General features: G+C 42.0%; 23 protein-coding genes and 1 pseudogene. 20 read left to right on the top strand and 4 right to left on the bottom strand.

The genetic code is table 11. The annotated features are described in order from the left end of the window. Positions 1-104: 104 nt before the first annotated feature. Positions 105-1,061: an HD domain-containing protein gene (locus MHH86_RS06680; protein ID WP_076099512.1), complete on the top strand. Its 957-nt coding sequence runs from the start codon at positions 105-107 to the stop codon at positions 1,059-1,061. Positions 1,062-1,131: 70 nt separating this feature from the next. Here the strand turns inward: MHH86_RS06680 and MHH86_RS06685 are convergent, their stop codons facing one another. Next, the gene (locus tag MHH86_RS06685) at positions 1,132-1,788 is read right to left on the bottom strand and encodes a 3'-5' exonuclease (protein ID WP_036680002.1); all 657 of its coding nucleotides are present in this window, start codon (positions 1,786-1,788) and stop codon (positions 1,132-1,134) included. A gap of 111 nt (positions 1,789-1,899) precedes the next feature. Between MHH86_RS06685 and MHH86_RS06690 the strand changes: the two are divergent. From MHH86_RS06690 to MHH86_RS06705, 4 genes and pseudogenes are all read left to right on the top strand, one after another. After that, positions 1,900-2,415, top strand: a pseudogene (locus MHH86_RS06690) (TerD family protein); the annotation flags it as partial. Positions 2,416-2,526: 111 nt separating this feature from the next. Then, entirely contained in the window at positions 2,527-3,198 is a 672-nt protein-coding gene (locus MHH86_RS06695) for a VWA domain-containing protein (RefSeq protein ID WP_256717363.1), read from the top strand. Positions 3,199-3,381: 183 nt separating this feature from the next. Next, complete coding sequence (locus tag MHH86_RS06700) at positions 3,382-3,999, top strand: DNA-3-methyladenine glycosylase (protein ID WP_076099514.1); 618 nt, start codon at positions 3,382-3,384, stop codon at positions 3,997-3,999. A 22-nt stretch (positions 4,000-4,021) separates the two neighbouring features. Beyond that, positions 4,022-4,732, top strand: coding sequence for a DNA alkylation repair protein (locus MHH86_RS06705; RefSeq protein WP_036679998.1), 711 nt, complete (start codon positions 4,022-4,024; stop codon positions 4,730-4,732). Positions 4,733-4,760: 28 nt separating this feature from the next. On the opposite strand, the gene MHH86_RS06710 is transcribed toward MHH86_RS06705, so the two are convergent. Together MHH86_RS06710 and MHH86_RS06715 are read right to left on the bottom strand one after the other, a co-directional pair. Beyond that, positions 4,761-5,453, bottom strand: coding sequence for a PspA/IM30 family protein (locus tag MHH86_RS06710; protein ID WP_076099515.1), 693 nt, complete (start codon positions 5,451-5,453; stop codon positions 4,761-4,763). Between the two features lie 59 nt (positions 5,454-5,512). Continuing rightward, entirely contained in the window at positions 5,513-5,731 is a 219-nt protein-coding gene (locus MHH86_RS06715) for a PspC domain-containing protein (RefSeq protein ID WP_038569266.1), read from the bottom strand. Between the two features lie 286 nt (positions 5,732-6,017). Here MHH86_RS06715 and MHH86_RS06720 point away from each other — a divergent pair, with 286 nt between their 5' ends. Next, positions 6,018-6,431, top strand: coding sequence for a zinc ribbon domain-containing protein (locus tag MHH86_RS06720; RefSeq protein WP_036679993.1), 414 nt, complete (start codon positions 6,018-6,020; stop codon positions 6,429-6,431). Between the two features lie 557 nt (positions 6,432-6,988). On the opposite strand, the gene MHH86_RS06725 is transcribed toward MHH86_RS06720, so the two are convergent. Continuing rightward, entirely contained in the window at positions 6,989-8,092 is a 1,104-nt protein-coding gene (locus MHH86_RS06725; RefSeq protein WP_038569268.1) for an endospore germination permease, read from the bottom strand. Between the two features lie 145 nt (positions 8,093-8,237). Between MHH86_RS06725 and MHH86_RS06730 the strand changes: the two genes are divergently transcribed. The 14 genes from MHH86_RS06730 to MHH86_RS06795 all read left to right on the top strand — a co-directional run bounded on the left by MHH86_RS06730 (position 8,238) and on the right by MHH86_RS06795 (position 25,744). Beyond that, positions 8,238-9,752, top strand: coding sequence for a spore germination protein (locus MHH86_RS06730; protein ID WP_076099516.1), 1,515 nt, complete (start codon positions 8,238-8,240; stop codon positions 9,750-9,752). Next, the gene (locus tag MHH86_RS06735; RefSeq protein ID WP_038569271.1) at positions 9,749-10,972 is read left to right on the top strand and encodes a Ger(x)C family spore germination protein; all 1,224 of its coding nucleotides are present in this window, start codon (positions 9,749-9,751) and stop codon (positions 10,970-10,972) included. Before MHH86_RS06730 ends, MHH86_RS06735 begins: the two co-directional genes overlap by 4 nt. Positions 10,973-10,978: 6 nt before the next feature. Then, positions 10,979-11,209: a hypothetical protein gene (locus MHH86_RS06740; RefSeq protein WP_036675888.1), complete on the top strand. Its 231-nt coding sequence runs from the start codon at positions 10,979-10,981 to the stop codon at positions 11,207-11,209. A gap of 287 nt (positions 11,210-11,496) precedes the next feature. Then, positions 11,497-13,056 (top strand): response regulator, encoded by a 1,560-nt coding sequence (locus MHH86_RS06745; protein WP_076144447.1) that lies wholly within the window; start codon positions 11,497-11,499, stop codon positions 13,054-13,056. Next, on the top strand, positions 13,053-14,843 hold the full coding sequence (locus tag MHH86_RS06750; RefSeq protein ID WP_036675887.1) for a sensor histidine kinase: 1,791 nt from the start codon (positions 13,053-13,055) through the stop codon (positions 14,841-14,843). The genes MHH86_RS06745 and MHH86_RS06750 overlap by 4 nt, the downstream gene beginning before the upstream one ends. A 184-nt stretch (positions 14,844-15,027) precedes the next feature. Continuing rightward, complete coding sequence (locus MHH86_RS06755) at positions 15,028-16,329, top strand: extracellular solute-binding protein (RefSeq protein ID WP_036675885.1); 1,302 nt, start codon at positions 15,028-15,030, stop codon at positions 16,327-16,329. Between the two features lie 228 nt (positions 16,330-16,557). Beyond that, the gene (locus MHH86_RS06760; RefSeq protein WP_235219373.1) at positions 16,558-17,370 is read left to right on the top strand and encodes a sugar ABC transporter permease; all 813 of its coding nucleotides are present in this window, start codon (positions 16,558-16,560) and stop codon (positions 17,368-17,370) included. Then, on the top strand, positions 17,370-18,191 hold the full coding sequence (locus tag MHH86_RS06765; RefSeq protein ID WP_036675882.1) for a carbohydrate ABC transporter permease: 822 nt from the start codon (positions 17,370-17,372) through the stop codon (positions 18,189-18,191). Before MHH86_RS06760 ends, MHH86_RS06765 begins: the two co-directional genes overlap by 1 nt. Positions 18,192-18,228: 37 nt before the next feature. Further along, complete coding sequence (locus MHH86_RS06770; RefSeq protein ID WP_038569274.1) at positions 18,229-21,300, top strand: glycoside hydrolase family 2 TIM barrel-domain containing protein; 3,072 nt, start codon at positions 18,229-18,231, stop codon at positions 21,298-21,300. Between the two features lie 187 nt (positions 21,301-21,487). After that, positions 21,488-22,198, top strand: coding sequence for a lantibiotic protection ABC transporter ATP-binding protein (locus MHH86_RS06775; RefSeq protein ID WP_036675879.1), 711 nt, complete (start codon positions 21,488-21,490; stop codon positions 22,196-22,198). Beyond that, a complete protein-coding gene (locus MHH86_RS06780; RefSeq protein ID WP_076144449.1) occupies positions 22,195-22,941 on the top strand; it encodes a lantibiotic immunity ABC transporter MutE/EpiE family permease subunit in 747 nt (248 codons plus the stop codon). The genes MHH86_RS06775 and MHH86_RS06780 overlap by 4 nt, the downstream gene beginning before the upstream one ends. A gap of 2 nt (positions 22,942-22,943) precedes the next feature. Continuing rightward, positions 22,944-23,705 carry a lantibiotic immunity ABC transporter MutG family permease subunit gene (locus MHH86_RS06785; protein WP_340939463.1) on the top strand — a complete coding sequence of 254 codons (762 nt, stop codon included), beginning with the start codon at positions 22,944-22,946 and terminating at the stop codon, positions 23,703-23,705. 15 nt (positions 23,706-23,720) lie between these two features. Beyond that, positions 23,721-24,380: a response regulator transcription factor gene (locus tag MHH86_RS06790; protein WP_036675961.1), complete on the top strand. Its 660-nt coding sequence runs from the start codon at positions 23,721-23,723 to the stop codon at positions 24,378-24,380. A 113-nt stretch (positions 24,381-24,493) separates the two neighbouring features. Further along, complete coding sequence (locus MHH86_RS06795) at positions 24,494-25,744, top strand: HAMP domain-containing sensor histidine kinase (RefSeq protein ID WP_179089052.1); 1,251 nt, start codon at positions 24,494-24,496, stop codon at positions 25,742-25,744. The last annotated feature ends 129 nt before the right edge of the window (positions 25,745-25,873 follow it).

Raw genomic sequence — 25,873 nt, forward strand, 5'->3', positions numbered from 1 at the left:
ATGAAAATAGATCGTATAGTGATTTAAAGGGATTTTGGAGGTGAGTGTCTAAAGTTTAATATAGAGAGCAGGCCGAAAGCCTGTTATTAATAGGAGGCTCCAAAATGACACAAATTAAACAGCTCGCTCCACAAGATGAATTTGTTGGCTTTTATCTTTTAAGAGAGCTGGCAATTAAACAAACGAACGGCACTCCTCCAAAAGATTATTTTGACATCGTCCTGGGGGATTCCACTGGACAATTATCCGCGAAATATTGGGATGCCAGCACAAATGATAAAGAAACTTTTTTTCCTATGGCGCTTGTGAAGGTACGCGGGATTGCTCATACTTATCGTGAGAAATTACAAATAAAAATTACTAAAATCAGGTTGGTTAACGATGAGGATGGCGTTGCACTTACGGATTTCATCCGTTCTGCCCCAATTCGTCCAGTAGACCTTATTCATACGATTAAAGGGGTTATGGCAAGTATTTCGGATCCGGAAATTGCTTCAATTGTCTCTTTTTGTGTGGGTAAAGTGGAAGAGAAATTGATGCATTATCCGGCAGCCAAAACACATCATCATGCTTATTTTGCCGGACTTGCTTATCATATGGTGCGTATGCTGGAAATCGGTGATTTTCTGTGCAAGCAGCGTCCGTTCTTGAATCCAGATCTAATGAAGGCCGGGATCATTCTGCATGATATCGCGAAGCCGGAAGAGATGGTCTCCCAGCTTGGGATTGTCTCGGAATACAGCGTTCAGGGCAAATTAATTGGCCATATCTCGATGGCGTCTAATTGGATCACGGAAGCGGCTATCCGTTTAGATATTGATTTGAATTCGGAAAAGGTTATGGCGTTACAGCATCTCGTATTGTCACATCATAATCTGGGCGAATGGGGTAGTCCTGTTCAGCCACAGACAGCTGAGGCAGTCGCTCTGCATCATATCGATGCGATGGATGCGAAGCTGCAAATGGTGGAGGATGCTTTGGATACCACACCGGAGACCGAGGAATGGACACCGTTCATCAGAGGTCTAGAGAATAAGGCTGTGTATCGTTTGAAGATTTAAGAGATACCCTGTAAAACCAAACCCCCAATCAGCAGAAAGGAGCTGGTTGGGGGTTTTTGATGTTCTTTGGTTATTTGGACAAAGTGGCGCGGCTGCTATAAATGGAGGGTTTATGTTTAGTGCCTTGTTTCTTAGCAGGCTTTTTCGCGCGAGTCGAAAATGGGGTATACCCACCGGCAAACATCGTTCCGCTAGTATATCCTTGACTGGCAGAGAGCAATAGAGGATCATAGTGCTCCTCTTGCTCCATAAGTTTTACTAGAATTGCAGCGGCTGCGCGTGCGTCATCCAAGGCATCATGGTGCTTTAGCGTAATGCCGAAAAAATCGGAGACTACATTAAGTTTATGGGAGGGCAGGTCGGGCAGCATTTTTTTGCCTAATAAATAGGTACATAAGTATTGAAAGCTTGGGTAGCTCAGGGACATTCCATCGAGACAATAACGCAGGACACTCATATCAAAAGCAGCATTATGAGCCACGACGATTTGTCCGTGTAGTAACGGTTCAACGGTGGGCCATAGCTCTTGAAAAGTAGGTTGCCCGATTACCATTGATGGTGTGATGCCGTGTATCGAAATGTTCATGCCATCAAACCGCTGCTGCGGGTCAATTAGCCAAGAATGCTCTGCGGTTATATTTCCAGCTTTAACTTCCACAAGTCCCAAGGCACATGCGCTGGATCGACTGGAGTTCGCGGTCTCAAAGTCAATTGCTATAAAGTCCATTCGTAAAGCTCCTTATCTATCATATATACGTTTCATATTAAAGTAGTAAAATGATAAATACAATCTAGTGAATCACAATGAGCTGTTCAGTAAAAATAAGGAGATGATAGAGTGCGGCTTATAAAGGGGCAAAAGGTGGATATTACGAAAGGGAGAAACGTGAACAAGCTTTTGCTGAAATTTGGGTGGATGACTGCTGATACTAGAATTGGCATAGACTCTGCTGCTTTTTTACTGTCAGAGCAGAACCGTTGCGAACGCGATGAGAACTTTATCTTTTATGGTAATCCGTTGTCTATAGACGAAGCTGTAACTCATTCTGTCTTACAACTAGGGGATAAAGAAGCTATCGCCATTACACTTTCTCGACTTCCTAAGGATATTACTAGAATAGCTTTAACTTTAACGATCTATGAAGGAGAAAAATTAGGACACTCTATGAAGCAAGTAACCTCTCCTTATCTACGCTTAGTGGATGCTGCTAGCGGTGAGGAATTATTCGTTTTCGAGTATGGCTCTGACCTGTCGACGGAGACAGCTATTGTGGTTGGAGAGCTATATCGCTATGGCCCAGAGTGGAAATTCAGTGCGATTGGTAGTGGCTTTGAGGGAGGATTGGCTGCGTTATGTACAAACTATGGGCTCGTTATTGAAGAAGACGAAGGGAACCCTGAGGTAGCGGCCACAGCTGAGTTATCCCTGCCTTTAGAGACGATCCGTTATGAAGAGAAGAATGTACTGTCCTCTATTGATTTACGTAAAAAAATTGTTCAGATCACCTTAGAAAAAAAGAATCTGACAGGAGTCATCGCAAGGGTAGGCGTTGTCCTGGATATTACAGGATCTATGAGAAATCTTTATAATAATGGAACCGTTCAAGAAGTAGTTGAGCGTATATTAGCCGTTGCCTGCAAATTTGATGATAACCAATCGTTAGATGTGTGGGTGTACGATACGGAGTTTAGCCGGCTGCCACCTGTGACAGAGCAGGATTTAGGAAGATATGTGTTTACACATATTTTAAATAATCGTACCATTCATAAGTTTGGCCGCAATAATGAACCGCCAGTAATGGAGGATATCATTAAAAAATATACGGAGGAAGAACCCGATTCTACACCGGTATTTATCATATTTATTAACGATGGTGGTGTAGTGAAATCCACTAAAAATGTGATTATGGCTGCTTCGGTCCAACCAATTTTTTGGCAGTTTGTCGGAATTGGTAACTCGGATTTTGAAGTATTGAAGCAACTTGATACGATGAAGGGACGTTTGGTGGATAACGCCAATTTTATTCATCTGGACCAAATTGAAAAGGTGACTGATGAAGATCTGTATGATCAGCTACTGAATGAATTCCCCATATGGCTAAGGGCAGCGAAAGAAAAAAGAATCCTGCGAGCATAAAAATACATTATTCAGAATGAATAAGCCTATGCGCTACAATAAGCCATAACCACCTATCTTAGGGATGTTATGGCTTTTTCCAGTTTCGCTATCTTGCTATTCTATTCAACAATCCGTACACTGCCAAATAGGTATTGTATATTAGGATTAGGGTCATCACTATCAGATACGGGAGGAAACACTTTGAGCAGCGTAATTACTAAGTTTTTTGATTATGGGCAAGAAGACATAGATTATCTCCGAAGTGTGGATCCAGTACTTGGCGCAGCTATGGCACGGATGGGCAGAGTGGAACGTGTAATTATACCGGATCTTTTTACTGCGCTTATCTATGCTATAGTAGGACAGCTTATTTCAGTAAAAGCGGTTCGGACCATTTGGAACAGAATGTTGGCTCAGTTCGGAGACATCACTCCGCAGCAGTTAGCGTTACATACGGCGGATGAGATTCAAAGCTGTGGGATGACGATGAAAAAGGCACTATGTATCCATGAGATTTCCAATTTGGTCGCTCAGGGTGATTTTAAGCTGGAGGAATTGCCTGGGTTATCAGATCAAGAGGTTATACAAAAACTTATGACGTTAAAGGGCATTGGCAAATGGACGGCAGAAATGATGTTAATCCATTCTATGGAACGACGGGATGTGGTCAGTTGGGGAGATATTGCGATTCGTCGGGGGATGATGAAGCTGTATGGACTTGATAAGCTTACCAAAGATCAATTTGAACAATACCGGCTAAACTATTCTCCTTTGGGTTCTGTGGCTTCTATATATTTATGGGAAATTTCATTTGAATAATGGACGGGTAAGGAGTACTACTATGGAAAAAACAATAAGAGAACAGCTATTGAATTTGGCAGAGGTGGACTACCAGAAGTTTTCTGCGGCCTTAATTCCGACGATAGATAATGTTATAGGCGTCAGGCTACCGGAACTGCGCAAGCTTGCCAAAATCATTGCAAAGGGTGATTGGAGAGCCTATTTGGAGCATGCCGAGACAGATTATTTTGAAGAAGTGATGCTGCAAGGTATGGTGCTTGGCTACGTGAAGACAGATCTTGAAGAAATCCTACGTTATATCGCAGACTTTATTCCCAGAATTGATAACTGGTCCGTATGCGATAGCTTTTGCACAGGCCTGAAGTTTACCGTAAAGAATAAAGAACGGGTGTGGGAGTTTATAATGCCTTACCTATTGTCAGATCAAGAATATGAAATCCGTTTTGCTGTGGTAATGATGCTTAATTTCTTTATTGAAGAGGCGTATATCAGCCGGATTTTACAATTGCTCGATAAGGTCAGTCATGAAGGCTATTATGTAAAAATGGCGGTTTCTTGGGCGCTTTCGATTTGTTATGTGAAATTGCCAGAGCCTACGATGAGTTATTTGAGAAACAACAGCTTAGATGATTTCACTTACAACAAAGCTTTGCAGAAAATCACTGAGTCTTATCGTGTGGATCCAGAAACGAAAAAATGGATTCGCGGGATGAAAAGAAGTAAAAAACAAGCCCCTTATTCAGCACAATAGCTGAGTAGTAAGAGGCTTGTTGTCCTATTTATTTTTTCTCAGTGTTTACTTCAGTGTTGGTTTTACGGTTGCGGATTCGCTCGATTTCGATGTCAACGGCGCTACGCAGGTTAGGATCGATGGAAGGACTTATTCCTGTGCCTGTATTGAATTTATTTTTGGAGTTTTCCGCCAATGCTTCCCACTCGAAAATCTTTTCTTCCATTCGTTCGAAACCTTGTGAAGCTGATCCTACATTTAGACCTTTCGTAGAAGAACGTGGAGCAGAGTTGAGTGTTTCTGTCGCTTGTTGAGCGCGAGCGATAAGTTCAGTTCTTTTCGCTTTGAGATGTTCACGCTCTTCTTTTGCTCTAGCGATATTGATCTCAAGCTCTGCAAGGGATTGCTTAGTTTGTACTTGGCTATTTATGGACTCTTCCAACTGTTCTACGTACCGTAACTTGGCTATGAGTGCCAGACGAGCTCTTTCTTCATTTCCTTGTTCAACTGCTTGAACGGCTTCGGCTTCACTTTGCTCTACTAACTGAGTATATTCTTGCTTACGGCGTTCCAACACACTTGCTGTAACTTGCAGATCACGCTCATTGCGTTCCGCCTTAGCGATATCATTTTCAAGATCACGTAAATACTGACCTGTCAGCAACACCGGGTTTTCTAATTTGTTTAAACCTTCGTGTAGGGCTGCTTTAGTAATTGTGGAAATTCTTTTTAATAGACTCATGTTCTATCTCTCCTTTTTTATGGTTGGATTAGGGTTAGTTTGTATTAAACGACGATTTATTAATAGAAATCATGTCCATCTGAAAAGCTGTTAAAAGGTTCTTTAGGAACGATGATACTAGCGATGACGTAGAAGATAAGTACTGTTCCGAAGCTGAACAATGCTGCGGCAACAGCAACGAGACGGATTACTGTAGCATCAATACCAGACCAACGAGCAAGACCTCCGCACAAACCACTTATCTTCTGATCACTTTGGGAACGATATAATTTTTTCATTTATTGTTTTCTTCCTCTCGTATGGGTGTGATTGTTATTGAATCCTGCAACCCGTTTGCTTATGTACTCATTCTAATGTCTTTTTGCATGCGAAAAAACGGCCTGGAGGCGGTTTTGTATACCAGACCTGAGTCGAGGTTCGTTCCCGCAGGAAGGCGGGGAAAGGGGTAGTAAATCGGTTATAGGCTACAAACCATGGACGAAGTTAGGTACAATAAAGAAAGGAATACTTCTGGCGGTGTCGAAATATGCTTATATATGACTACTACGGAATTGGGGGCTGAATATGAGTTTTTTTAACAAAGTAAAAGCAGGGGTAAGCGAGGCTGGGAATAAAGCAAAAACAGTGGTGGAGATTAACCGGTTGAAGCTGCAAAATAACGGTAAGCAAAATGATATTGACCAGCAGTATCAGGTCATGGGCAAACTGTTATTTGAAGCCGTAACTCAAGGTGCAGGACCACTGCCAAGTGAGCAAATCGAGACTAATATCAATCGTATTCTCGAATTGAAGGCTGAGATTGAGACGAACCTTCAGCAAATTGCTGAGTTGTCCGATGTAAAGCATTGCAAAGCATGCGGTGGGAATGTGGCGATCGAGGCACGCTTTTGTCCGGCCTGCGGATCCACTTTTGAAGTGGCAAAAGAACCTGTCAGTGATGTAACTCCGTCCTCGATTTCTTTGGATAAGAAGGAATAGATTTACTTCATACAAGAAACTTATGAATAAAGAGGCTGTCTCAAAAGTAGTGAATACTACTTATGAGGCAGCTTCTTTTTAGTAAAAAGGCTATAAGCGGATTCTTGCTGTAGCCAATAGACTATGGGCTACGCACACAAAGTATTCTATGCCATTAGGTTGGGCGGCGGAATATTCATTTTGTGTGATACCTGTTGGGGACGATATCTATTGGACGGTGCGATAAGCAGTATGCGGGGGCCGTTTGTGTTGTCTGCGTTTATGAGTGTGCGAAGCCGGCCTAAAACTAATTAGGGAAAAACTCCCTGAAAATAACCAATATTCGCTCTAAATGAACGAATTTAGGGAATTCCTCCCTAATAATAAGGGGAATTTCTTTAATTGCTAACGAATCAGCTGAAATTTAGGGAGGTTTTCCCTGATCATTAGTCTAATGAACGAAAATCCCAGAAATTTCAGGGAGAAATTCCCCAATTATTTTAGCGGAGCGTAATTAGATCATTAAGCGGGATTCGTATCTACAATCTTAATTTCACTTGTCCATAATCTAATGTCGTTTAAACCTTAGAAGCACGGCGTTTCTTAAATTGATACACAATTAGCAACATAAGCGGCAGAACAAATGCACAGGTGAAATCCCAATCTACCCAGTAGGCGGGGATCTCCTTTACATAGAAAATGATGTCTTTGGCAATCAGTTGTGACATACCGAATAACAAAAATCCAGTAGGTATGATCAGAGGACGGTGGCTTTTGAGTTTAAATAATTGGGCTGTACCTAAGGTTAAAGCATAGTAATAAACTGCTGTTTTGAAGTACGTGCTGATAATCCATGCTGTAGCCATAAGCGCTTCAATACGTTGCAGAGAATTAGCAATATTAATTTTTTGAGCAAGAATATAAGCGGCATAAAATTGATGTTCAGAAGCGTAAACACCTAGAACGGTAAGGGAAAACAATAAGATGAGGTTAAGGCCCAGAGCTCCGATGATCAAGGCTATGAAAATATCCCGGCTTGTTTTGCTATTTTTCTGAGCATAAGGATATATCATTAGAAACACGCACAATTCGCCAAAAGGATAAAAAACACCATACATCAAAGTATGAAGCATGTCCGGTACTGGTGTGTTTAAGATGGGGTATAAACGTTCCATTTTGACATCGGGGGTCAGCAGGAGCAGCAGACCGATCAAAAAAACTGCAAATAAAGGAAAAAAAAGCTGAGCTGCCCGGCCCAATGTTTCTAGGCCAAGTCGTACCCCATATACCAGCAGGAAAATGGCCATGAAACGAATAACCCCACCGGGTGTTTTCTCGTAAATCTGTGTACACATGAAATCTTCAATTTCTCTTATGTAGGTGGAGGCAGCAATCAGGAAGAACCCTAAATAGAATAAGGCCACAGCAGTTCCGACCCATTTTCCTAAAATTTGTAGGCTAAGCTCGATAATATTCTTGTTGGGTTCAAGGTCTGCTAAGCAGAGTAACAATTTTATGGTCACTAGACCCAAGGGAATACTAATCAAAGCAGCAATCCATGCATCTTGTTTCGCTCCTGATATCATTAACGCCGGATACACAAGCGCCATATCCCCAATAAATGTGAATAGCCCGAGTATAATCATTTGATTGGTACTAATTCGATCTTTCTCCAAACTCATATACCCCCTCAAATTTATTGGACTAGTTTTAGTATGGTTGTAGTTACCAGAATTATGCCATCCCGATTTTTTAATCCGAAGGAATAATTATCATAATTAACATCAAACTATACTCATCTATCTATGGAGAAGTGGAGGCTGCATCATGAAAGATACGGAGATTGGTACATTATCAAGCCGGTTGGAAGTTAATATTGCTAATTTGTACCAATTGATGGGTGAAAGCTCTGATGTAGTGATAAAAGAGTTGCAGATAGAAGAGAACACTCATATTTCTTTGATTTACATAGATGGTCTTGTGGATACTCAGGTGCTGCATAATTCAATTTTGTATTCCTTGCAGGAACACATTCCTTACGAACAGCTGAGGGGGCTTTCTCCCGAGCGGAAGTTTGAGATGATTAAGAAACAGATATTAATAGCCGGCGATATAGCCGTCATTGACGATTACAGCCAATTTATTCATCATTTATTGTCCGGTAATATAATGCTGCTGCTTGACGGGTTATCCAGCGCTCTGCGGATCGGCTTACCAGGCTGGGAAGATCGTAATGTAGGGGAGCCTAGCTCACAGTCGGTTGTTCGGGGTCCAATGGAAGGATTCACTGAGAATTTACGGACGAATACGGCACTGGTTCGGCGAAAAATCAAAGATAGCCATTTATGGCTGGAAACCGTTCAGATCGGAAGGGTGACTCAAACCAGCGTATCCATTATGTATCTAAGTAACATCGCGAATAAGGAACTGGTGCAAGAGGTAAAGCGCCGTCTGAATAAAATAGATACGGACAGTATTCTCGAGAGTGGATATATTGAGGAGTTTATTCAAGAGACGGCAGTTACACCTTTTCCTACCGTATACAACAGTGATCGTCCGGATACGATTGCAGCGGGTATTTTGGAAGGAAAAGTGGCCATTCTTGTTGATGGAACTCCTTTTGTACTGCTGGTGCCCACATTTTTTGTGGCATTTTTCCAGTCAGCTGAGGATTATTACCAAAGGGCTGATATTGGAACATTGCTGAGATTAGTTCGTTTTATTTCATTTTTTATTACTTTGCTTGCCCCTTCATTGTATGTTGCGATTACTACCTATCACCAGGAGATGATACCGACCAATCTTGTAATCAGTTTAGCTGCCCAGCGGGAGAGTGTTCCTTTTCCTGCTTTTGTTGAGGCGCTGATCATGGAAATGACTTATGAGATTTTGCGGGAAGCCGGGGTGCGGATACCCAAAAATATTGGTCAGGCGATTTCCATTGTCGGAACGTTGGTGATTGGACAAGCCGCGGTAGCAGCGGGTTTTATTTCATCCGCAATGGTCATTATTGTATCGCTAACAGCCATTTCTAGTTTTGTTATTCCGGAGACAGGAATGTCTATAGCTGCGCGGATGATCCGTTTTGTGCTTATAGCTTTGGCCGGATTTATCGGATTATATGGAATTCTCTTCGGTATTTTCATCATCGTATTGCATTTGTCGAGTCTGCGTTCTTTCGGAATGCCTTATATGAGTCCGCTCGGACCGTATAATTCCAAAGATTTAAAAGACTCTATTTTTCGCTTTCCGTGGCCGTTTTTAAAGACAAGGCCTGCTGAGAATAAGACGCAGAACCTGTTTCGTCAAAGCACATCCAGTGATAAGGAACCAACCAAATGAATAAAAAATTAGTTAGAGGCGTTCTTCGATTAATGATAGCTCTCCAATTTACGTTAGTGCTAAGCGGCTGTTGGGAAAGAAATGAGCTGAATGAGATAGCTTTTGTCTTGGGGATAGGGATTGACAAGGCAGAAAAAGGTTATACCGTTTCGATGCAGGTCGTTATTCCATCTGCGATTTCCTCCCAAACGAATGGAGGAGGGGGAGGCAGTGGAGTCCCAGTGGTTGTATATAAATTTACTGTACCTACGTTTTATGATGCGCTGCGTAAGCTGAATCTGGATAGCTCTAGGTCAAGTTATCTCGGTCATATCCGGGTGTTGGTGATTGGGGAGGAGCTTGCCCGCACCGGAGTGGGTGAGATACTCGATGTATTTAAAAGAAGTCGGGAACCCCGGATGGATTTCTACGTTATGGTTGCCAGAGATACAACCGCCAGCAATGTCTTGAATGTCCTTACACCTATGGATAAATTACCAGCGAACAAATTATTTAGCTCTTTGGATAATTCTTATAAAGATTCAGCAAAAACAGTCGCTGTCACGCTGGATGATTTTATTGAGAATTTATTGTCTGAAGGTGAGAATCCTGTGCTAACCGGAGTGAAAATTATAGGAGATCCCAAAGATGGAGAAGACAAAAGCAATGTAGAGCGAACAATGCCTAAGGCAAGATTGGAATACCATACTGTAGCTGTGTTCAAAAAAGACAAGTTGATCGGTTGGCTAAACGAGGGAGAAACGATTGGTTACAATTATATCAACGATAAGGTAACCGCACATTCTGGCTCGATCGCAGGGGAAGACGGAAAGCCCATAGTAATCGAAGCGATCCAGGCTACAACTAAACGCAAAGTGAAAATCATTAATGGGGAGCCGCATATTTACCTTAGTGTTAAGACGCTTTGCAATATTGAAGAAGTGCAAAGTGTAGAAAATTTGGAATCGGAAAGCACTATAAAACGTTTGGAAAAGGAAACAGAGGAGCGGATTATAGAGCGGATGCAAAAAACTGTGGAGCATGTAAATGATCGTTTCAATGTTGATATTATGGGATTCGGACAATCGATCTACCATGCCAGCCCTAAAGCTTGGGCAAAGCTGCAGCAACAAAAGGGTGACGATTACCTTAAATCATTGCGCATCCATTACAAAGCCTCAGCAGTTATTAACCGCGTGGGTCTCACAGATAATTCTTTTCTTGAAAAAATCAAGGAGTGAAGTCAAATGCTAGTACTGTTATTCTTGGTGATTGCTGTAGGTTGTATGGCACTTGATTTGCCTAAATTAATGCGAAAGCGCCGAGTGCGTGATCTTAGCGTATATTTTATTTTTTGGATTTTGGGTCTTGGCGCGACCTTCTGCTCGTTGTTAAAATTGAACATCCCCAGTCCGCTGTTTCTTATTATCTTTATCTATAAGCCAATAAATAATTTATTTGGCTTATTGTTTCATTAACAATGAAGCTGCAATTATCGCGGCTTTTTTTGTTTTATCATGTAGAAGTTCTTGTCCTTAACTTAAGAATATTTCATAGAATGAAAATGAGAGGTTGACCATATTTGTCGGTGGGGCATATTATTTGGAATGAACAATTTTTAAGTAAGCTTACGGCTTTACTTGTATAGGAGCTTGCTCCTTGTTGGATGTATTGTATACTAACGAATAAAAAGAAAACGGTTACAAAGAGATTTTCAATTCAAGGAAAAAGGCATAATCATTCTCAGGGCTGCAAGGGGGAAGAAATGAAACCAATATTCAAAGTTATGATTGTTGATGATGAGATGCTTGTAAGACAAGGAATCAAACATCTTTTGGATTGGGAAAATGAAGGGTATCGAATTGTTGGTGAGGCTGCTAACGGTCTTGAAGCACTAAATATGATGGATGAGGTTAATCCTCATGTGATCATTACAGATATTGTTATGCCAATAATGGGCGGGGAGAAACTGGTCAAGATCGTTAAGGAGAAATACCCTCATATTGAAGTAATCGTCTTAAGTAGTTTCAGTGAATATGATTATGTCCGATCCACATTTCAAAGTGGTGTAGCGGACTACATTCTGAAGCCAAAGTTGGAAGCTGATTATCTGTTAACCATCCTAAATAAAACCACTGCTAAATTGGTAGGGATGGAGATGACCGATCAAGGAAAGGATCCTGGGGAAAAGCAAGTTTTGCTAGTTATCGAGAAGCTTATGACCGGATATGAGTCTGGGCTTGAGTCTGCTTTGCTTCATGCAAAGTTTCCACACACACTATTCGCGTTTTTCGGAGCGGATATGAAACATATTAAAGATTCTGGGGATAGGTTAACTTTCACACAAAAAATAGAAAAAGGGCTTAGTAAGCTCCCTTTGGGCGATACAGTGTTTATTCGGCTGAAGTTTGTCAATGATTCGGTTATATATTTGCTTAATGCAAAGCCGGAACAGTGGGACGAGCTTGTTATAGAGCTCCGATATCTAGTCTCGGAGATGGACCATTGGGCGAGAGAAACACATTTCGTTATCAGTCAAAGCTTTACGGATTTTAATAAGCTGGGGGAGATTTATCGAGACAATTATTTAAAGCTTACACGATACAGTTTCTACTTGCCGGATCGAAGCTTAATTGAAAATGATCATTTGCCCAGCCTTCCGAGTGAATATCAGGAATATGATATGGGCGAATTAATGGAACAACTGAAACGTAAGCAATACCAGAAGGCATTCACTGGATTTCTGGAATATGTTCATCTCCGTTCGATGGATTATCGGACCGATATTTTCGAATTCAAATCGTTATTGGGGAATTTTATATTTAACGTAGCGACCACACTTGGAAAAATGAAGTATGAGACCGGAGGCTTGGAGGAATCCAAATACGACTTCTTTCGAAAAATAGATGAAGCGATGTATGCCGGAGATGCAATCGCTGTTGCTGAAGCTTTTATTCGCGAAGCTGAACGTGCGATTGGTGAGACGAACCTAACGATCAATCCAAATATGACCCGCTTGCTTGAATACATTCAGGATCATTACGCTGATCCCATCACGTTGACTGGGGTTGCGCGGCAGTTTCATTTCAACGCTTCTTATTTATCGAGCCATTTCACAGCTCAGAATGGTGAAGGATTTAATGAATATCTGAACAAAGTCCGGTTGGAGAAAGCCATGGAGTTACTCGTGACAACGGAAAAAACAATTTCTGATATTAGCGCTAGTGTGGGCTATTCGGATCAGAGTTATTTCACTAAAGTGTTTAAGAAGCAGGCGGGCATTTCTCCGAGCCAGTACCGAAGACGGGACGTAGAGCGACCATGATTGGAACAATCATCAACAAGATTAGAAAACAGGGCTTATTTCTCAAGCTTTTTCTTGTGACCCTCATAAGCATTGTTGCCGTATCCCTTCTGACTTTGTCTATTACCATCCGTATGTCAGAAAATTTATTCTTAAAGACCTTCAGCATAACGAATGGCAAACTACTGAATCAGATGAAGACAAACTTGGAGTCCTACAACAACGTTGTAGCTACGGGTGCTACAATGACAGCTCAGAATGGTGCCATCCGCAGCTATTTGTCCGGGGGAGAGACGGATTCATTGACGCTTGCTATCAAAACCTACCAGATGACAGAAAGCATGCGTGCAGTCCGCTCCAACCTGAGTGCCTTTGATGTGGGTATTATGATTGTAGGTGCGAATGGCAGAAGTTATTCAACCGATCCTTGGTATTGGTCTGCTACTGCTGATGAACTGAAGAACCACCCGATTACGAAAGCGACAGTGGCCCATCCACAGCAAATTCTGTACCAGCTTTATCAAAAAGAGGATGGTCAAACCAAAAAGAAAGAGATCCTGTTAGTGGCTTCTAAAGCTCTATTTGATCATTCGACCGGCCGTATCTATGGCACTATGTACATTGCAATTCGTGATAGCGATTTTAAGGCCTTCTATGCCAATTTTACGAGTGAAGGTAATGATGTTGTTTTGCTGAATGCAAAAGGGCAAATTGTATCCAGCAACAGGACAGAGCTGATTGGGCTGACCGATCAACAGCTGCTTCATGAAGTAGTTGATGAACAGAGCACAGGAGACAATGGAGAATCTGTCTATGTGATGGGGAATGAACGGGTAGTATTCTCGGAATACTTGCCTGAATTTGATGTTTATTTGGTGAATCTGATCGATAAGAAAGCTGTAACGGGTCAGATGGTAAATGCTAAAGCAGTGTCGTTGACGATCATGGCTATCGTAGCCATTTCGCTTATTATTGTATTTTTAATTACCAGGAAAATGACGAAGTCCCTGCGTGTACTCGTTGAACAGATGTCGAGTATTCCTAAGGGGGGATTTGATAATCATGTGGATGTCGCCACTAGTAGTTATGAAGTTAAGGAGCTAGGAAATGCCTTCAATTTTATGCTTGATTCCCTACATGATTATGTTGATCGGTTGATGGAGACCCAGAAGCAGCAGCGTAATGCGGAGCTGGCCGCCCTTCAAATGCAGATCAATCCACATTTTTTATATAATACGCTGGCTTCTATCAAATTTCTGGTGCAACAGGGCAACAAGGAAAAAGCAGCTGGAACAATAAATTCGCTAATCTCACTCCTGCAAAACACTGTCAGTGATATTCAATCCACTATACCTGTTAGTCAGGAATTAGAATCGCTGAAGCATTATGTGTATATCAATCATGTAAGGTACGGTGAAAAGATTCGCGTCAATTATTTTGTGGAGCCTGAAAGCTTGGATTATCATATGCCAAAGCTAATTCTGCAGCCTTTTATCGAAAACGCGTTCTTTCATGCATTCAATCTTAAAGATGAGGGAAGAATTCTGATCATGATCGCCGTTCAGGAAGATCAGCTTGTATGCGAAGTTGTAGATAATGGTGATGGGATGGACCTTGATCCGAATTTGATGAAAGAAGAACAGCTGCCAGCCTCGAAGCACAAACGACAATTATTCTCCGGGATCGGTATACGGAATGTTGATGACAGAATCAAATTGTTGTACGGAGAGCGCTATGGTATTAACATTACAAGCAAACGAAATGAAGGTACGAAGATCATAATTACGCTTCCATTGTTAAAAAGCTAAAATTTTTACAAGAACCTAAAAATAGTACCAGAGTCGATCTTAGAGTAAAAATAGAATCCAATAATAACACCAAAGCTAACAAAGATACTGCCAAAGAAAGCGAATACAAAATGATAAGATGGAAGCGTAGCAGAGAAAACGCTTCCATCTTTATTATTTTACAGATTATCAAGGGGGTTACGAAGTGAAAAAATTATTATCCGTAATGCTGGCTAGTGTGGTTCTACTTTCGGCATGTTCCTCAGGTGGAACGAAAAACGAAACGAGCAACTCCGGAAGCGAAGGTAGCAGCAAGCCACAAGAGATCACAGTTTGGGCTTGGGACCCAGCGTTTAACATTGCAGCCATGAATGTTGCTAAAGAAGCTTATGCGAAAGTCAATCCAGACGTAACGGTAAACGTCGTTGAGAACGCGCAGGCTGATATCGTGCAAAAGCTGAACACAGGACTGAACTCTGGATCTACGAAGGGTCTTCCTAACATTGTATTGATTGAGGATTACCGTGCGCAAAGCTTTTTGCAAGCGTATCCGGATTCCTTTTATGAATTGACGGATGTTGTAAAAGCTGCTGATTTTGCGGATTACAAAATTGGCCCGACCAGTGTTGACGGCAAGCAATATGGTGTTCCGTTTGATTCTGGTGTAACTGGAATGTATGTACGTACAGACTATCTTGAGCAAGCAGGCTATAGCCTGGATGCACTACAGGATATCGACTGGAAGCAATATATCGAGATCGGTAAGGCTGTAAAAGAAAAAACCGGCAAAAGCATGATCACACTGGATCCCAATGATCTTGGACTTATCCGGGTCATGATTCAATCGGCGGGTGCATGGTATACGGGTGAAGACGGTCAAACTCCGACCATTGCAGACAACGCTGCTTTGAAAGAGGCGCTTGTATTGTACAAAGAAATGATGGATTCCGGCATCGTGAAAGTTAACTCAGACTGGAGTCAATTTGTAGGCGCATTCAATAGTGGTGAAGTGGCTACTGTGCCAACGGGTAACTGGATTACACCTTCAATTAAAGCCGAAGCTTCCCAATCCGGTAAGTGGGCAGTAGCTCCACTTCCTAAGCTGGCAGCCACAGCAGGCTCCGTCCATGCATCCAACCTTGGGGGCAGCTCCTGGTATGTAATGAATGTAGATGGTAAAGAAGCTGCTGCGGAGTTCCTTGCAAAAACATTTGCTTCTGATGCGGAATTGTATCAGACGTTAAATACAAAAGTTGGTGTTATCGGCACTTTAAAAGCTGCGGCAAGCGGAGAAGCTTATTCAGCTGCGGATGAATTTTTCAAAGGTCAAAAGGTCGTATCCGATTTTGCGGCTTGGACCGAACAAATTCCTAACGTCAACTATGGCATGAACACTTACGCAATAGAGGACATTATGGTTGTAGCAGTGCAATCTTATCTTGGTGGAAAAGATGTAGATACTGTTCTGAAGGATGCCCAGAAGCAAGCAGATACCCAAGTTCGCTAATCACACTTAGGCTGTACAATCTAGGCCCTTGCTTCTTCTTCTCCTGTAAATTGGATTTCTACAGAAGGATGGGTAGCAGGGGCTTTCATCTCTAATTTATCAGACAGAAGGGTGTGGAGTAGAGTGGAAACTGTAAAGCCAGGGCTAAGCCCTCAAAGACATAAGAGCACTAAAGGTCAACGGCAAATCCATCTGACAGGCTGGTTATTCGTTCTTGTGCCGGTCATTATGATCAGTATTTTCTATTTTTATCCAATGATTCAAGCCTTAATTCTATCCTTCAAGACAGGCAGAGGCAACAATCTTCAGTTTACCGGCCTTGATAACTATATTCGTCTGTTTAGCGACACCACTTTCCTTACAGCCGTCAAAAACACTTTTATTTACTTGATTATTCAGGTCCCAGTTATGCTGGTGCTGGCGCTCTTTATCGCTGTGCTGCTAAATGACGAAAGACTGAAATTTAAAGGATTTTTCAGAACGGCGATATTTCTGCCAACGGTAACTTCACTTGTAGCGTACTCCGTTGTTTTCAAGTACATGTTTGGAGCCGAAGGTATCGTCAATAAATTTCTGGTGAATCTGCATCTAATCAGCGAACCGATTCAATGGATTACCGATCCCTTCTGGGCCAAAGTTACTATCATTATCGCTATCACTTGGCGCTTTACTGGCTATAATATGATTTTCTATTTGTCCTCACTGCAAAATGTCGACAAATCAATATATGAGGCTGCTCATATAGATGGAGCGAGTGCATTTACACAATTTTTCAAAATTACAATTCCCCTATTGAAGCCGATTATCTTGTTCACGACGATAACATCGACCATTGGAACACTTCAGTTGTTTGACGAGGTGGTTAACATCACGAAAGGTGGACCCGGCAATGCAACCATGTCGATTTCCCAATATATTTATAACCTTTCCTTTGAATACACACCTAACTTTGGATACGCTGCAACCGTCTCCTATTCGATTGTTGTAATGGTGCTCATTCTGACGCTTATTCAGAACAAACTAGGAGGGGATAAGAGATAATGAAAACCAAACGCATGTTTACTTACGTATTTCTAATCATCGCTGCGCTGATCTCTATCTTTCCATTTATCTGGATGGTTATAAGCGCCACGAACCAGTCGGTTGATGTAACCAAAGGGACATTGTTGCCGGGTGCACATTTAGTGGAAAATATAAACAATCTATTTAGTTCAGTGGATATGTGGCAGGCTCTCTGGAACTCTGCAAAAATCTCTGTGGTGACTACTGTGCTTTCACTGCTAGTAGCATCGGCGGCTGGATATGGTTTTGAAATGTACCGCAGCCGGAGTAAAGATATCGTATTCAATATTTTGCTGGCTTCAATGATGATTCCATTTGCGGCGATTATGGTACCTCTATTTCAAATGTTCGCCAAAGTATCTAGTGTAGTGCCGTTTCTCGGTATCGATACAGCATCGGCAGTCATTCTTCCGACATTTACAACAGCATTCCTAATTTTCTTCTTTCGTCAAAGTACAAAAATGTTTCCTAAGGATATGATGGAGGCTGGGCGCATCGATGGGCTCTCGGAATTTGGTTTGTTCTTCCGCATTTATATGCCAACGATGAAATCAACTTACGCCGCCGCTGCGATTATCACATTTTTAAACAGCTGGAACAATTATCTGTGGCCTTTGATCGTATTGCAATCACCAGAAAATATGACTGTGCCCCTTCTTATCTCGAATCTAGGCTCAGGTTATGCCCCTGACTATGGTCTGATCATGTCAGCGATTGTCATTACGACCTTACCGACAGCATTAGTGTTTTTCATGATGCAAAAGCAATTTGTAGCTGGGATGACGGGTTCGGTTAAATAAGTTAGCGTTCATGTGAAGAATAGAGGAGGAAGTATAGATGAAGCAGCAGGTTGAACGAAACCTCACTCCAAGTCTGGAATGGTTATCAGACCCGTCCATTTATGCAATAGGCAGAGTGCACGCGCATTCTGACCATCGATATTACCAAACGAAAAATGAAGCCGAAGCGCTTGGAGAAATGCCCTGGCGCCATAGCCTGAACGGCAGCTGGAAATTTAGTTATGCCCAAAATGCCATGGAACGACAGGTTCATTTTTATAAGGAGGACGTGTCTTGCAGAGGCTGGAAGGATATTAAAGTTCCCGGTCATATCCAACTTCAGGGTTATGGGCAGCCTCAGTACGTGAATACGATGTATCCATGGGACGGTCATGAGCATCTTAGACCTCCGATGATCTCTGAGGACCACAATCCTGTAGGCAGCTATGTCAAATATTTTGAAGTTCCTGCGGGCTGGGAGCAACGTCCGGTGTATATATCTTTTCAAGGAGTTGAATCGGCTTTTTATATATGGCTAAACGGGGAGTTTGTTGGCTATAGCGAAGATAGCTTTACACCGAGTGAATTTGATTTAACATCGTACTTGACGGAAGGCGAAAATAAGCTGGCGGTTGAAGTCTATCAGCGCAGCACGGGGAGTTGGTTGGAGGATCAGGACTTCTGGCGTTTTTCGGGAATTTTTCGTGAGGTGTATCTATACACCGTGCCGGATGTTCATGTGCGGGATCTCCACGTTCAAACCGATTTGGATGAAAAGTTTGAGCAAGGAACGCTGACGGCTGTCATGCAATTGATAGGTAAGTCTGCCTCAAAAGTGCTCCTTGAGCTTAAGGATAGAGCAGGTAATCTTGTGGCTAGTACTGAAAGTGAAGTTTCAGGAGATTCCCTTTCGCTTACGCTTGCGGCAACAAAGGTGCAGCTGTGGAGCGCAGAAGCTCCTAATCTGTATACCCTTTACGTATCAGTTTACAACGCATCCGGGGATCTTGTAGAAGTTGTGCCGCAAAAAATTGGTTTTCGGAAATTCGAAATGATAGATAAGATTATGCACTTAAACGGCAAACGTATTGTATTTAAAGGCGTTAACCGGCATGAGTTTAATCCGCGCTTTGGACGCAGTATTACAAAAGAAGATATGCTGTGGGACATAAAAACCTTGAAGCAGGCGAACATCAACGCGGTTCGGACCTCGCACTATCCGAATATGACACTGTGGTATGAGTTGTGTGATGAATACGGAGTCTATGTCATTGACGAGATGAATTTAGAGTCGCATGGATCATGGCAGAAAATGGGGGCAGTTGAGCCGTCTTGGAACATCCCCGGCAATAAGCCTGAATGGCAGGATATCGTGATGGATCGTGCGATTTCCATGGTGGAGAGAGACAAAAATCATCCCTCCATTCTAATTTGGTCCTGTGGGAACGAATCTTTTGCAGGAGAAGTAATTCTGAACGTAGCCAATTATTTTCGAGAGAAGGACCCTACTCGGTTGGTTCATTACGAAGGGGTGTTCCATAACCGTGAATATGATGATTCGAGCGATATGGAGAGCCGGATGTATGCGAAAGCAGCAGATATCGAAAGGTATTTAACAGAAGATCCGCTAAAACCATATATTAGCTGTGAATACATGCATGCGATGGGCAATTCCGTCGGGGGGTTGCATAAATACACAGAGCTAGAGCAGAAGTATCCAATGTATCAGGGTGGATTTATCTGGGATTATATGGATCAGGTGATTGTGAAAAATGATCGATACGGTAAGCCCTTCATGGCTTATGGAGGAGACTTCGATGACCGTTCAACCGATTACAACTTCTCTGGTAACGGAATTGTGTATGCGGATCGGAGATGGTCGCCAAAAATGCAGGAAGTGAAATTTCTGTATCAGAACTTCAAGCTGCTCCCGGACAGTCAGGGTTTTACAATCAGAAATGAAAACTTATTTGTGGGCTTGGATGCTTATGAATTACAATACGCTCTGAACTATGAGGGTAGGGTCATCCAGCGTGGAACTGTCTTCGCTCAGGTTAATCCGGGCGAGGAAAAATATGTAGAAGTTGATCTACCCGATATTAAGAATCAGCCTGGCGAGTATAGCTTGGATGTTTCTCTTGTTCTGAAGGAAGATTCTTTATGGGCGAATAGCGGTTATGAAATCGCTTTTGGCCAGCATGTTTTTCAAGTGGCAAATACGTCAGCCGAGGAGTCTTTAACAGATGCTAAGATAACATCTGTCGTGAATGATTTTCGCGTGGTTGAAGGAGATGTGAATATTGGCGTACATGGTCGTGACTTCTCCGTAATGTTCTCAAAGCAGGCGGGTACATTAATTTCTGTTAAATATTCAGGGCAGGAAATGATCTCTTCACCGCCGGCACCGCTCTTCTGGAGAGCAATGACAGACAATGACAAGGGGGCGGGAATGCATTTCGACTCTTCCCCTTGGTATGCAGCAAGCTTGACCCGTAGAACGTTAAGCTTCGAGCTCGTGGAGGAGAAGGACCGTGCGACGGTGACTTACGTGTATAAGCTTAGTGTATCAGAGGGAGTACGGGTAAGTGTAACTTACACAGTGTTCTCCGATGGAAGCATACAGGTGAAATCAAGCTACCATGGAGCAGCGGGTTTACCAAAGCTTCCGCTCTTCGCTTTAAGCTTTAAGGTGCCAGCGGATTATCATCAGCTGAATTGGTATGCAAATGGGCCGGAAGAAAATTATATCGACCGTGCGTATGGGGCGAGATTGTGTCGCTTCCAGAATCATGCGATGGATAATGTGTCGTCCTATTTGGTGCCGCAGGAATCGGGCAACCGCACAGGTGTGCGCGAAGTATCCATAATGAATGATTATGGCCAAGGCATTATAATATCTGCACCAGCTACAGCCCCTGTTGAAGCCAATATCTCGCCTTACTCGGCAATGGAGCTGGAGAATGCGACACATCATTATGAGCTGCCGAACGTTCACTATACCGTTGTTACCATTGCTGGACGTCAAATGGGCGTAGGCGGGGATGACAGCTGGGGAGCTCCAGTTCTTGATGAATATCAAATCAATCCATCCTTAGATATGGATTTTGAATTTACAATTCGCAGAGCATGATTTTTTTGCAATATTTGAAGTTCATGTATTAGATGATAAATATTCCAGGCTCGGTTCAACGTTAAATTTGAACCGAGCTTTTTTATGCTCGTTATAATCCCGTATAATTTGAGCTCAGTAAAACCTTATAAAGTCCTTAGATTTGCTATATATGATCAACGTATAGCAAATGAGAGGATGATAAAGGATGGGAGAGTATATTTTACAAACTAATAATTTATGCAAGAATTTCAGGGGGCAGCGTGCGGTTAACGATATCAACATAACCGTAAAAACTAATTCGATTTATGGACTGTTAGGCCCAAACGGCGCAGGTAAATCGACGACTCTAAAAATGATAACAGGAATACTTCGAGCGACGTCAGGACAAATTTTATTTGACGGTCATCCATGGACACGTAAGGATTTACTACACATTGGAGCGCTGATTGAGTCCCCGCCACTTTATGGGAATCTGACTGCTGTCCAAAATTTGAAGGTACACACGACAATATTAAACTTACCGGATTCTCGGATTCGGGAAGTTCTTGAAATTGTTGATTTAACAACAACAGGCAAAAAAAGAGCGGGACAATTCTCTATGGGCATGAAGCAACGTCTCGGGATTGCGATCGCTTTGTTAAATCAACCTAGACTCTTGATTCTGGATGAACCGACAAATGGGCTTGACCCGATTGGAATTCAGGAATTACGTAAGCTTATACGCTCATTTCCTGCACAAGGGATTACAGTTATTTTATCGAGTCATATTCTTCATGAGGTGGAGCAAATTTCCGATCATATTGGAATCATTAGTAATGGTGTTCTAGGGTATCAGAATGCAATATTTCCTGGTGATGATTTGGAGAAATTGTTCATGGAAGTCGTGAGTCGGAACAGACAGGAGGTAACCAGATGATCCACTATCTTTTATCCGAAAATATTAAATTCAAACGAACATTTTCGCGAAAATTGATTGTCGTGGTGCCACTGTTTTTTCTTCTATTTTCATTTTTCACACAACAGAACCTGCAAACTGAAGACCACTATTTTATGGAAATGGTCTTTAATTGGTGGCCGCTGTTATTCATGACCATAGGACCTGCTTTGTTGTCTACACTATCGAATAACAAGGATCGTAAGGCTGGAGGATACCGCAGCTTAAGCAGTCACGGAATTAGCATCGTTAAACTTTGGCTCAGTAAAATTATTGTGGTGTCATATTATTTGCTGTTGTCTTCGCTGCTCCTTATTGCAGTAATGTACCTATCTGGTCTTTTGTTTCCTTTGGGTGCAGCACCCTTATCTGAAATTACAACAGCCGCTATGGTTGTTTGGTTGACCTCTTTGGGGATGATTCCAATCTATCTATTCTTAGCTGAACAATTTGGGTCTGTAGTATCTATTCTTGCAGGTCTGTTTGGGATGATTGTGAGTGTACTAGCAGCGGATCAACCTTCATGGATTTATGTTCCGTGGAGTTGGGCTTTAAGGTTAATGTGTCCCATTGTTGGTGTACGTCCAAATGGTGTGGCTCTTTCAGCACAGGATGCTCTAAGAGACTCTTCGGTTATTTTACCTGGAATTGTGGTGTCGCTTGTATTCTTTTTGGTAACCCTCACCTTAACTAGCTGCTGGTTTAGTAGAAGAGAGGTGCGATAGAGATGGTGATACTCCGGCTATTACAAGCTGAATGGTTGATGACTAAGCACACTGCAATTCGTTGGTTGATATTCCTTGTTCCTGTTCTATATCCGATGATGGTACTTTGGTATTTTTCACAGCGTGCGGATCAGTTTCACATCTATGATGGTTATTTTTCATTAATAGCCTTTGGGTTACCTGTTGGGATAGGATTATTCTCTGCTTTAATGAGTGGTTTAGAGGAGGGGGCAGGGGGATTCTATAATCTATTAAGTGCTCTTTCACGTCCGAAGTGTTATATAAGAAAACTCGGGTTCATAATCTTGGCGATGATATGGATCGTATTCGGTTCAACATCAATTCTAATACTGGGCATGAAACAAATTTTGCATATAGAGCAGATACAATATCTAATATTCTGGCAAGGAGCTTGTTGGGTTATAGGCACTGCTCTAATCTTAATGATCTTTCATCTCATCTTAAGTTATGCTGGAGGTTTGGGACTTTCTCTAACGGTGGGTAGTGCAGGTACGCTAATTGCAGCTATCGTAGGTGGAACCATTGTAGGAGATAAAGTGTGGTTATACATACCGTGGGCCTGGTCGATGCGGATGATTCAACTTCCCTTGTTTTATGCACAACCTAACGGGTTCATTGAAACGGAAGTATTGAAGCTGCAACTTCTTCATTCCGTACCTGCTATACTTATTAGTACAATGATAATGGCAATGTTAGGCTTGATATGGTTTCATTACTTTCAGGGTAGGAAATCATATGAATAAATAGGAGTGAGGTCACTGGCTAATATTTTAATAATAGATGATGAACCTGATATTTTGGCGCTAGTAAATAATATTCTTAGCAAAGATCACCATAGGGTTACGGTAAAAACAAGTGCACGACATATGCCTTTGAACGAGTACTCGACATTTGATTTAATCCTGTTGGACGTGATGATGCCAGATATCGATGGTTTTGAGCTCTGTACTCAAATCAGGGATATCGTAGACTGTCCGATTCTGTTTCTTACAGCTAAATCAATGGAGACAGATATTATGTTTGGACTTAGTGTAGGGGCAGATGACTATATCGTGAAGCCTTTTCGCGCAGGCGAGTTGAAGGCTCGGGTTAACGCTCATTTGCGGCGTGAGAATCGAGGGAAAAATCATATGTTAAGCGCATCTGGAGTGAAATTCAATCTCTCGGCAAAGGAGATTTCTATTGATAAAGAGAAAATAAATCTCACTAAAAGTGAATATCAGATATGTGAATTTCTTGCTAGAAATAAAGGTCAGGTTTTTTCCAAAGAACAAATTTATGAATCGGTTTATGGCTATGACAGAGAAAGCGATAGCTCAACTATTACAGAACATGTAAAAAATATCCGCAGTAAGCTGAGTGCGAGGGAGGTTTCACCGATTGAAACCGTTTGGGGGATAGGTTACAAATGGGTGTGAAACGAATACGGCTCCGTTCAGTCTTCATTCAATATTTATTATCATTAGGTGCGTGTACTCTATTATTGGCATTTCTGTGTTTAGGGGTATTTACTCTATTAATGCAGTATGGAATGATTGTTCCAGCAAACCATACTGAGCAATCCATTGCAAAGTCTTGGGATGTTTTGCAGCGTGCGCCAGAAATTACGCAAGAAATGATCCCTTGGGGAGCGGAACATGCGGTATTGGATCAGCAAAAGAACTATATTTCAGGAAATATTCCTAAAGAACGCGCTCTAGATATATTGCAGAAGAATCAAAGCAGTTGTAATCTCATGGGTACAAACTGCACCGATGTGATTGAGCGGGAGCATGAGGTTATCGTACTGCAATATGCAATCGTACCGCAGTTCACCTCGAATTTTCTGCATAACACGCTGCCTAATCCGCAATTAACGTTATTGCTGTTTTTTGTAGTTCTGATGTTACTGGAAGTTATTCTGATTTCTGGATTTTTCGCTCGAAGACTGAGTCAAAAAATGGCTTCCTTGCAAGAAGCTGCACATCACATTGAAGCTAAGAATTTGGATTTTACTGTCGTGTATTCTGGGGTCAGTGAAATTGATGAGGTGCTATCATCCCTGGAACAGCTGAGAGAGGAATTGAAAAAGTCGCTAGAACAGCAATGGAATTTGGAACAAATGAAAAAAGAGCAGATTTCTGCGCTTGCCCACGACATTAAGACTCCTCTTACGATTATTCAAGGAAATGCAGATTTGCTGATAGACTCAGATTTAGCGAAGAATCAGCAAGAATATATAGGGTATATTTCCAAAAATGCGGATCAAATCGAACAATACATGGCAACACTTATTGAGATTTCTAATACGAGGAAACAAATTTCTCCCCGCTCTAAATGGGTTAGAACGGAAGCTTTTATCCAGCAAATTCGTACGCAGTTAGATGCGTTGGTTGTCCCTAAGCATCTTCGGATAGAATTCCACCAGGACAATAATCTGCCCCCTGAGGTGTTGATAGACAATGAGCTACTTCATCGGGCTGTGATGAATGTACTCGCTAATGCGGTAGAGTATTCCCCGTATGAGAGTGTGATTTATTTGCAGGTTGAGGCAAAACAAGATTGGTGGAGTATAACGGTAGCAGACAGTGGATCAGGATTTACGAGTGAAGGACTCCAATCTGCAGTTAAGCAGTTTTATCGAGGGGACAGTAGCCGTACCTCCAAAAGTCACTATGGATTGGGACTTTATATTGCCGACACCATTGTCAGGCAGCATCAGGGCAGTCTGCATATTAGCAATTCTCCCCTGACGGGTGGAGGTCAAGTTCGAATCGACGTCCCAGTTCGTGGAGTTAGGTAGAGGTTTATTACACCTCTTAGAATAACATTGGATAAAACTTCTGGTTTATCTGATGAAATTCTAAGGGGTGTATTTTTTATGACGATCAAAACCAAATTCTCAATTGTTGGAAAAGTAGATTAAAATATT

Source organism: Paenibacillus sp. FSL F4-0097 (assembly GCF_038593125.1).
GTDB lineage: Bacteria > Bacillota > Bacilli > Paenibacillales > Paenibacillaceae > Paenibacillus_AQ > Paenibacillus_AQ odorifer.